This window comes from Clostridium sp. 1001270J_160509_D11 (assembly GCF_015667935.1).
Classification (GTDB): Bacteria; Bacillota; Clostridia; order Peptostreptococcales; family Peptostreptococcaceae; genus Intestinibacter.
The window spans coordinates 1-9,074 of record NZ_JADPET010000125.1 but is presented as its reverse complement, the minus strand read 5'-3'; the positions used below and the strand labels follow the sequence as shown (position 1 = coordinate 9,074).

The 9,074-nt window shown below is 28.1% G+C and carries 6 protein-coding genes; all 6 read left to right on the top strand.

Translation table 11 applies throughout. The features are described 5' to 3' along the window. The first annotated feature begins 638 nt into the window (after nt 1–638). Nucleotides 639–920 (top strand): septum formation initiator family protein, encoded by a 282-nt coding sequence (locus tag I4U58_RS10815; RefSeq protein ID WP_195931359.1) that lies wholly within the window; start codon nt 639–641, stop codon nt 918–920. A gap of 148 nt (nt 921–1,068) precedes the next feature. After that, nucleotides 1,069–1,995 (top strand): Ppx/GppA phosphatase family protein, encoded by a 927-nt coding sequence (locus tag I4U58_RS10810; protein ID WP_195931358.1) that lies wholly within the window; start codon nt 1,069–1,071, stop codon nt 1,993–1,995. Between the two features lie 86 nt (nt 1,996–2,081). Next, a complete protein-coding gene (gene spoIIE, locus I4U58_RS10805) occupies nt 2,082–4,448 on the top strand; it encodes a stage II sporulation protein E (RefSeq protein WP_195931357.1) in 2,367 nt (788 codons plus the stop codon). A gap of 334 nt (nt 4,449–4,782) precedes the next feature. Then, a complete protein-coding gene (gene pepF, locus I4U58_RS10800) occupies nt 4,783–6,732 on the top strand; it encodes an oligoendopeptidase F (RefSeq protein WP_207743870.1) in 1,950 nt (649 codons plus the stop codon). A 112-nt stretch (nt 6,733–6,844) separates the two neighbouring features. Continuing rightward, on the top strand, nt 6,845–7,783 hold the full coding sequence (galU, locus tag I4U58_RS10795) for a UTP--glucose-1-phosphate uridylyltransferase GalU (RefSeq protein WP_195931356.1): 939 nt from the start codon (nt 6,845–6,847) through the stop codon (nt 7,781–7,783). Between the two features lie 358 nt (nt 7,784–8,141). Further along, nucleotides 8,142–9,074, top strand: a 933-nt coding sequence (glpX, locus tag I4U58_RS10790) for a class II fructose-bisphosphatase (RefSeq protein ID WP_347708179.1), incomplete at its 3' end; no start/stop codon positions are given.

Sequence of the window (9,074 nt, the reverse complement as noted above, 5' to 3'; positions counted from 1 at the left end):
GGTTATAGATGGAGAGGGCTTAGATATGAATAAGTTAAATCTTGAAGAAAATATAATAAGTGTTCAAGGTACTATAAACTCCATCGTATATTCTAAATCTAAAAATCCGGAAGAAAGTTTTTTCAAAAAGGTATTTAAATAGATGAATTACTTTATACAAGATTTAAATGTATTTTATGCAACTATTTACGGTGGAATAGTAATAGGAATATTATTTGATATTAACAGGTCATTAAAAAATAACTTTAAATTTATTAAAAAGTTATCTTTTATATTTGATATACTGTTTTGGCTGATTATAACAGCTATAATTTTTATTGTTGTTAATACAATCAGTAAGTTTCAACTGAGATATTATCATTTTGTAGCACTAGTTGTTGGATTTGTTTTATATTACAACACTATAAGCAAGTTTATACTTAAGTTTAATAATATGGTTATAAATTTCATAAAGTCATTAATAAAGAAAATAATATTGACTTTAGTCGCAATATTGGAGAATTTGTATTACGTTATAGTCTATACAATCCATTTTTTATTTGATATCATATTTTACATACCAAACATCATTTTTACAATAAAGAAGAATATATCTAAAAAAACTTTGGTAAAAAAGAAGATGAAAAAGGGTGTGTAGTATGAACTTAAGAAAAAAGTTTTCGGGTCAATATATGTTGATATGTATGTTTGCATTTTTTATAATTTTTTCTCTAATAATAGGAGTTATAGTTCAATTGCAGAACATAAGAGACTATAAAGAACAAATAACTACACTAAAATATGAACTAGATGATACAGAAAAACAACTAAAAAGCGTTAAAAATAGTAAAGCTTATAAGAATGATGCAGAATTAGAAGATTTAGCACGAAATCAACTAGGAATGGTAAAACAAAACGAGATAATATATTTAGAAAAATAATTTAATATTAAAATAAGCAAATGGTGACTCTTTTTGGGTTGCCTTTTTTGTTTTATAATAAAAACTATATAAATAAACAAATTGATTTTTATGAAATAATTATCAAGGAAAATATAATTAAAGGTAATTATATAGTTAGGAGGATAAGATGAAAATAGGAACAATAGATATAGGCACAAATTCTATGAGATTATTAACTGCTGATTATCAAGATGGAAAAATAATAAATAGAAAAAAATATGTAAACACTACTAGAATAGGTCAAGGTGTAGACAATAATGGTTATATATCAAAAGAGGCGATTGATAGGAATATACAAGCTTTAAAAGAGTTTAAGGCTATATGTGATGAAGAAGGATGCGAATATGTTTGTTGCATGGGGACATCAGCATTAAGAGATAGCAAAAATTCTGATGAATTTATAGCATTAGCTAAAGAAGAAGCTGGGGTAGATGTTGAAGTAATCACAGGAGATAGAGAGTCTAACTTAGGATTTTTAGGAGTGTTAGAAGGCGTTGAAAAGGACGAACTTGAAGAAATATTAGTTATCGATATAGGTGGTGGCTCAACTGAGTTTATCGTTGGAGATAAAAATGGCGTTAATTTCTGCAAAAGTGAAAATATAGGTGCACTTAGATTAACAGAAAAGTTTTTAAAACATGAGATAGTTAGTGATGAGGAATTAAAACAAACTATCTCATTTATCGAGGACACAATAGAAGATACTATTAATAATATAAAAAGCAAAAATATAAAAAAATTAGTTGGGATAGGTGGCACAGTGACATCTGTATCAGCAATGAACCAACAATTAGAAGTCTATTCTATGGAAAAGGTGCATAATAGTAAAATATGCAAAAAAGAATTAGACGAAATTCTACAAATGCTAAAAAATATGACACTAGAGGATAAAAAGAGACTAAAAGGGCTACAACCAAAAAGAGCAGATATTATAACAGCTGGTGTAGTAATTTTGGATATAATAATGGAAAAGCTTGAATTAAACGAAATAATTGTAAGTGAATACGATAATTTGGAAGGCTTAATGTGTCAAATAGCAAAAAAGATGTCTTAAAGTTTTTTGATTCTATGTACTGAAAATGACAAATTAATTTCTCCTTCTTTGCTACAATTTTATGTAAACAAAGGAGGAGATTTTTTATGGATAGAACAATGACCATTAAAAATAAGAGGTTGAGTACCAACAACTTAAAACTCTCGAAAATGTTTGATTCAAAGACTTTCATTTTCATGATAATTGGATTTTTATTAAGCAGATCAATCTTAATTGATGGAATTGCTCCATTAGGATTAGCTTTTTTCTTATATATATGTAAAGTAGACAAATATCGTATACCAGTTTATATTGCAACCCTAGCTGGAACTTTACTATCATTTAACGAAATGCCGATAATAATTAAATATGCTGTATGCTTAACTTTAATATTGATTTTTAGTAAAAAAATTAAAGAAATTACAGCAATAATTAAATTAAGTTTAGTAGGTGTGTTCGTAATATTACCAGCATCAATAATATGTACATGCATCACTAAACCAGGATTATATAGTTTTATAATTGTAGGAATAGAAACAATGATAGTATTTACATCATCTTTTATATTTGCATATGGTGTAAAATTCTTAATATCAAATCAAAATAAAATGGCGATAAAAACAGAAGAAGTAATATCTATTAGTTTATTAGCTACTTTCAGCATAATGGGAGTAGGACAAACTGCTATATTGGGGATTTCGCTTAGAGCAGTTTTAGCAACAGTGTTTATATTGATATCAGCCGTTGTAGGAGGAGCAAGTGTAGGTTCATCTTGCGGAGTAATAGTTGGACTAGCTTTTATAATCAATAATGCTGTATCAGCAATATATATGGGAATATATGCATTTGCAGGATTAATCGGTGGCGCATTTAATAAAGTAAATAGATATTTATGTATTCTGGGGTATGTGTTGAGCTGGATAATTATATTTGCATATACTTCTGGAATAGAATCAAATATAAATTCAATAAGGGATATATTGATAGGAGCCTTGATTGTATCAGTTCTTCCAAAATCACTATTTTCAAGAGTTGAATCGGCTATAAAAATAAATATAAATACATCCCAATCAGTGAACAATTATATAATGAGAACTAAAAATTTAACAAATAGCAAATTAGAAAATATGCAAAGAGCTTATAATGAGCTTGCAAACACATTTGAAAAAATAAGACAAAAAGATGAAATCATAAATCAAAATGACATGGCAGAGTTAATTGACATGATTTATGCAGATGAGTGTACTTCTTGTAGTATGAAAAAAGTATGTTGGGAGGTGAGATTTAATAAAACATATACACTTATATACGATATGATTCAGAATTTAGAAGAAGGTCAGTTAAGTACAGAGGCGATACCAGAAGAATTTAGAAGATCTTGTATGAATCCAGAGCAAATTATGAAAATAGCTAATTATTATTATAAATTATTTGCTCTAAATTATGATTGGAGCATGAAGTTTGAAGAGGGTAGAAAGCTAATAGCGGACCAAATAAGAAATATCTCCAAATCAATAAAGGGATTATCTGAGGATATCGAAAATAGTGCTATGCTAGATTTAGTCAAAGAAAAAAACATACTAGAAGAATTAGAAAGACATAATATCATAGTTAATAAGATTAACTATTTAACAAAAGGAAAAGATGAATTTAAAATCACAATTGATAAAAATACATGTGCAAATGGGGGGTTATGCGATGAAAAGTTGATAAAAATAATATCAGATTATTTAGGAGAACAGTTATCGGCCCAAAAGTATGGTTGTAATATATACAAAGATACTTGTAAAATAGTTCTTACTAAAGCGGAGAAGTACACTGCTACAACCCAAGCAGTTTCATTATCTAGAGACGGACACGTATTGTGCGGAGACAATTATACATATATGGAGATTGATAATGGGCAATATATGATGGCCATATGTGATGGCATGGGAAAAGGGAAAAGAGCCTATGATGAATCTTCGACGACTATCGATATACTAGAGAAAATGATTGAAGCGAGAATTGATAATGAAATTGTAATTAAGACAATTAATAATATGCTTTTACTTAGCAATTCAGATGAGATTTTTTCAACATTAGATTTAGGCATTATAGATTTGAAACAGGGCAAATTAGAGACTGTTAAAATGGGTGCTTGTTCAACATATATCAAAAGAGCAAATAATGATATAGATTTTATATCATCATCATCACTACCTGTTGGAATTTTATCTGATATTAAACTAGATAGACATAATTATAAACTAAACGATGGAGATTACATTATCATGGTTTCTGATGGGATTATAGACGCAGGTAAAAATAATGATATCGGTGAAAACTGGTTAATTTACTTCCTGAAAAAATTAAATACTTATGATCCAAAAGAAATGATAGATAAGATAGTGGATAGGGCTTTAGAATTACAACTTGATAAAATTGAAGATGACATGACAGTTATGGTCACAAAAGTAAATAAGATAAAATAAATTCGATACGTAATCGATTAGGAGTATTGATAAAATTGAAAAAGATGAATTTAAACTCCAGTTATCTACAAAAAATGTGTACAACTTATAGGTAACTGTTAATAAATAGATGAAAAGTGTTGATAAGTATGAAAAATATTCACAATTATACAATATATAACTAAATATAAAGCGGACTAAATAAGCCAAATATGAACAAGGAAAAGGTTTGTTGATATGTTGATAAGATTGTGGATAACTTGATTATAAACTGTATAAAACTTATAAAAATTGAATAATAAAATAAAAAAAAGTCATCCTAATATTAAGTAATAATAAGAAAGGATGACTTTTTATGGGCAAAAAGTTAAATATAATAGGAATAATAGTATTTATAACTGTTTTTACAGGCGGTATTTTTTATGGAATAAATAATTATAACGAAAAGGAAGTTAATAATGTATCATCATCACGCACTAATAATAAGATAAGGTATTTAAATAATAACGAATATAGTAGTGTATTTTCTCCTACTGATAATAGAAATGAAGTTGGTGATGAAGAATCACATGGAAATTATAAATATGTGACATGGAATCTACAATCACTATTTAAATCAGATGAAGCATGGGAAAAAGAATTATCCAAATTTAATAAAGATATAAATGAATTGGAGAATTACGTAGGCAAAGTGACTAAATCAAAAACTCATTTTGTATCAGCACTTAAAATTAAAGAAAAACTAGATATAAGATTAGAAAAATTATATGCTTATGCTAAATTAAGCAAAGATATAAATAAAAATTCTTATAAGTATTTAGACATGATAAATAAAGTTAGCAAGGTTGACTCAAAATACAGCAGAATATGTGCAGAATTAGAATTAGAAATACTTAAATTACCTGATTCTACTTATAAGGAATATACGAAAAGTAAAAAAGTAGAAAAAAAGTTTAAAATGTATCTACAAGAAATTCGAAAAAGTAAACAACATTATTTAGATGAAAAATCAGAAAGTATATTAAACAAAATGGGAAATATACTTTCACTTCCTTCAGATATATACGACTTATTCAGTAATATGGATAAGGATAGTGGAGATACTCCATCAGAGTATTCATCTAAAATTAAATCATCAGATAGAGAAACAAGAAAGACAGCATTTACAAATGAATTTGTAATATATAATGACAATATAAACACACTATCAGGATTATTAATAGGACAGGCGAACACTAATATTTTTTATTCAGATATTAGAAAATATAATTCAAGTTTAGAGATGTATTTAGATAGTGATGAAGTAGATCCCAAAATCTATGATAACTTAATAGATACAGTAAATAAAAACAGTGAATCATTACACAAGTATATCTCATTAAGAAAGAAAATATTAAACATCGATAAAGTACATTATTATGATATGTTTGTGCCAATTGTTGAAGAAGAAGAGAACTATATATCTTATGATAAGGCAATTCCTTTAGTTTATGCTGCGCTTGAACCATTAGGAGAAGAATATGAAGATATAGCATATAAAGCTTTTAATGAAAGATGGATAGATGTATATTCCAGCGAAGATAAAGTAGGGGGCGGATACTGTCTATCTGTATATAACAATCATCCATATATATTGCTTAATTACGATAACTCATTAGACTCTGTATCTACATTAGTCCATGAGTTAGGTCATGGTGTTTATGGCTACTTAAGTCAAAAAAATCAAGAATATTATAATGCACAACCATCAATATTTACACATGAAGTTGCATCAACTACAAACGAAGCATTACTATATGAATTTTTAATAAAAAATGCAGGCAATGATAAACAAAAAGCGTACTATATAACTCAATATATGGACTTTATCAAAGATACTCTTTACACACAAACTATGTATGCGGAGTTTGAACGAGATGTGCATGCTATGTTAGAAAATAACGAAAATGTAAATACATTAGTATTAAATGATTTATGGTCACATTTATTAAAAAAATATTATGGAAATGACTTTGAAGTAGACCCACTTGCAATGATAGGTTGGGCTAGAATACCACATTTTTATAATAGTTTTTATGTTTATAAATATGCTACAGGATGTAGCAGTGCGATAAGTTTTGCACAAGACATATTAAATGATGGGCCAGAAGACTACCTAAACTTCCTAAAAAAAGGTGGTTCAGATAAGCCACTTAATTTATTAAAAAGTGGCGGTGTTGATTTAACAAATGATAAATCCATCCAAGTAAGCATAGATAAATTCAATAAATTATTAGTTGAGCTAGAGAAGTTAACTAATAATTAAAGTGACAAAAATATATTAATAATGTAGAATAATATGTAAATATGATAGTTTATTTAATAATTAATTTAGGATATATTTTTGTATAACAATGCATTTTGGAGGGAGGATTTATATGCAAAAGAAAATAAGAAAAGCTGTTATACCAGCTGCAGGATTGGGTACTAGATTTTTACCAGCAACAAAGGCTCAACCAAAAGAAATGTTACCAATAGTGGATAAACCAACATTACAATATATAATAGAAGAAGCTGTTGAATCGGGAATAGAAGAAATTCTTATAATTACAGGAAAAAATAAAAAATCTATAGAAGATCATTTTGATAAATCAGTTGAACTAGAATTAGAATTAGAGCAAAAAGGAAAAACTGAATTATTAGAAATTGTAAGAAATATAACAAAAATGGTTAATATATACTATATAAGACAAAAAGAACCTAAAGGATTAGGTGATGCAATTTATTGTGCAAGAAGCTTTATAGGAGATGAACCATTTGCTGTTATGTTAGGTGATGATATTGTTGATAATGATGTACCTTGCCTAAAACAATTAATGTCAGCATATGAAGAATACAGAACAACTATATTAGGTGTTCAATCTGTTGCACCAGAAGATGCTAATAAATATGGAATAATAAATGCTAAATATATAGAAGATAGTGTTTACAAAGTTAAGGATCTAGTGGAAAAACCAGAACCAGGCAAACAACCTTCGAATATCGCCATATTAGGAAGATATATAATAACACCTGAAATCTTTGAGATTCTTGAAAATCAAAAACCAGGAAAAGGTGGAGAAGTTCAATTAACAGATGCATTAAAAACTTTATCTAAAAAAGAAGCAATGTATGCATATGAATTTGAAGGAAGAAGATACGACGTTGGAGATAAATTAGGATTTTTAGAGGCAACAGTTGACTTTGCTTTAAAGAAACCAGAACTTCAAGGTCCATTTATGGAATACTTAAAAAAAGTATGTAGTGAAAGAACTGTTGAGAAAGAAGTAGCATTATCTGCAGAATTAACTTCTGAAGATGACAATACTGAAAAATAGAAAGAGGGAATAAAGTTGGCTAAAAGTAGACAAGCTAAGATGAACAAAATTCTAGCTATTGGAATAGCTGTAGTATTACTTGTAACTAGTTTAACTACGTTAATAAGTGTTATTTCATGGTATTTATAAAAAAATGTAGGAAGATAAATTTTTATTTGTTTTCCTACATTTTTTTTTTGATTTTAATTATCTATGATTTTGAATATATTAATAAAATTATGTTTATTGGAATTAAATAGTAGACATTAAATGAATATAAGGTATAATATTAGTGGTAATAATAAATAAAAAAGTTAAAAAAATACATATAATTTAAATTAATTAGAATGATATAAATTAAAATTATAAAAAGGAGAGAATTATGGATAGAAATTTAGCGTTAGAGCTTGTAAGAGTTACAGAGGCTGCAGCATTAGTTTCATCACAATTTATGGGAAGAGGAGATAAAAATGGAGCTGATGGAGCTGCAGTAGAAGCTATGAGAAGAGCCTTTGAATCAGTAAAAATTAAAGGTGAAGTTGTAATTGGGGAAGGGGAAATTGATGAAGCCCCAATGTTATATATAGGTGAAAAAGTAGGTAGTCAAGAAGATGGAGCTATGGAAGTCGATATAGCAGTTGACCCTCTTGACGGTACTGAATTAATAGCGAAAGGCCTTCCAAATGCAATAGCGGTAATAGCTATGGGGAAAAAAGGTTCTCTATTAAATGCACCCGATACATATATGAAAAAAATAGTTGTAGGACCAAAAGCAAAAGGTGCTATAGATTTAAATAAAAGTGTGGAAGAAAATATAATAAATGTTTCAAAAGCATTAGGAAAGAAAACTACTCAAATGACAATTATGGCTCAAGATAGAGAAAGACATAATTATATATTTGAAGTTGCAAGAAAATTAGGATGTAAAATAAGAATGTTTGATGCTGGAGATATAGCAGCTGGTATAGCAACTTGTTTTGAAGAAACAGGAGTTGACATGCTTATGGGAATCGGTGGAGGACCAGAAGGCGTAATAACAGCAGCAGCAATAAAATGCATGGGTGGAGATATGCAAGCTCAAATATATCCATTAAGTGATCAAGAAAGAGAAAGATGTCATGAGATGGGATATTCAGATGAAGATATCGAAAAGATATTAACAATAGATGATTTAGCAAAAGGTGATGACTTATTCTTCGCTGCTACAGGAATAACAGAAGGAAACTTATTAAAAGGTGTTGTTAATATGGGCGGAAATAAGGCAAAAACAGAATCTGTAGTTATGAGAGGAAAAACAGGAACTATAAGATTT

Excerpts from the sequence above, each read along its gene's own strand:
- I4U58_RS10815 (WP_195931359.1), top strand. The coding sequence starts at position 639 with ATGAACTTAAGAAAAAAGTTTTCGGGTCAATATATGTTGATATGTATG.
- I4U58_RS10810 (WP_195931358.1), top strand. The coding sequence starts at position 1,069 with ATGAAAATAGGAACAATAGATATAGGCACAAATTCTATGAGATTATTA.
- spoIIE (WP_195931357.1), top strand. The coding sequence starts at position 2,082 with ATGGATAGAACAATGACCATTAAAAATAAGAGGTTGAGTACCAACAAC.
- pepF (WP_207743870.1), top strand. The coding sequence starts at position 4,783 with ATGGGCAAAAAGTTAAATATAATAGGAATAATAGTATTTATAACTGTT.
- galU (WP_195931356.1), top strand. The coding sequence starts at position 6,845 with ATGCAAAAGAAAATAAGAAAAGCTGTTATACCAGCTGCAGGATTGGGT.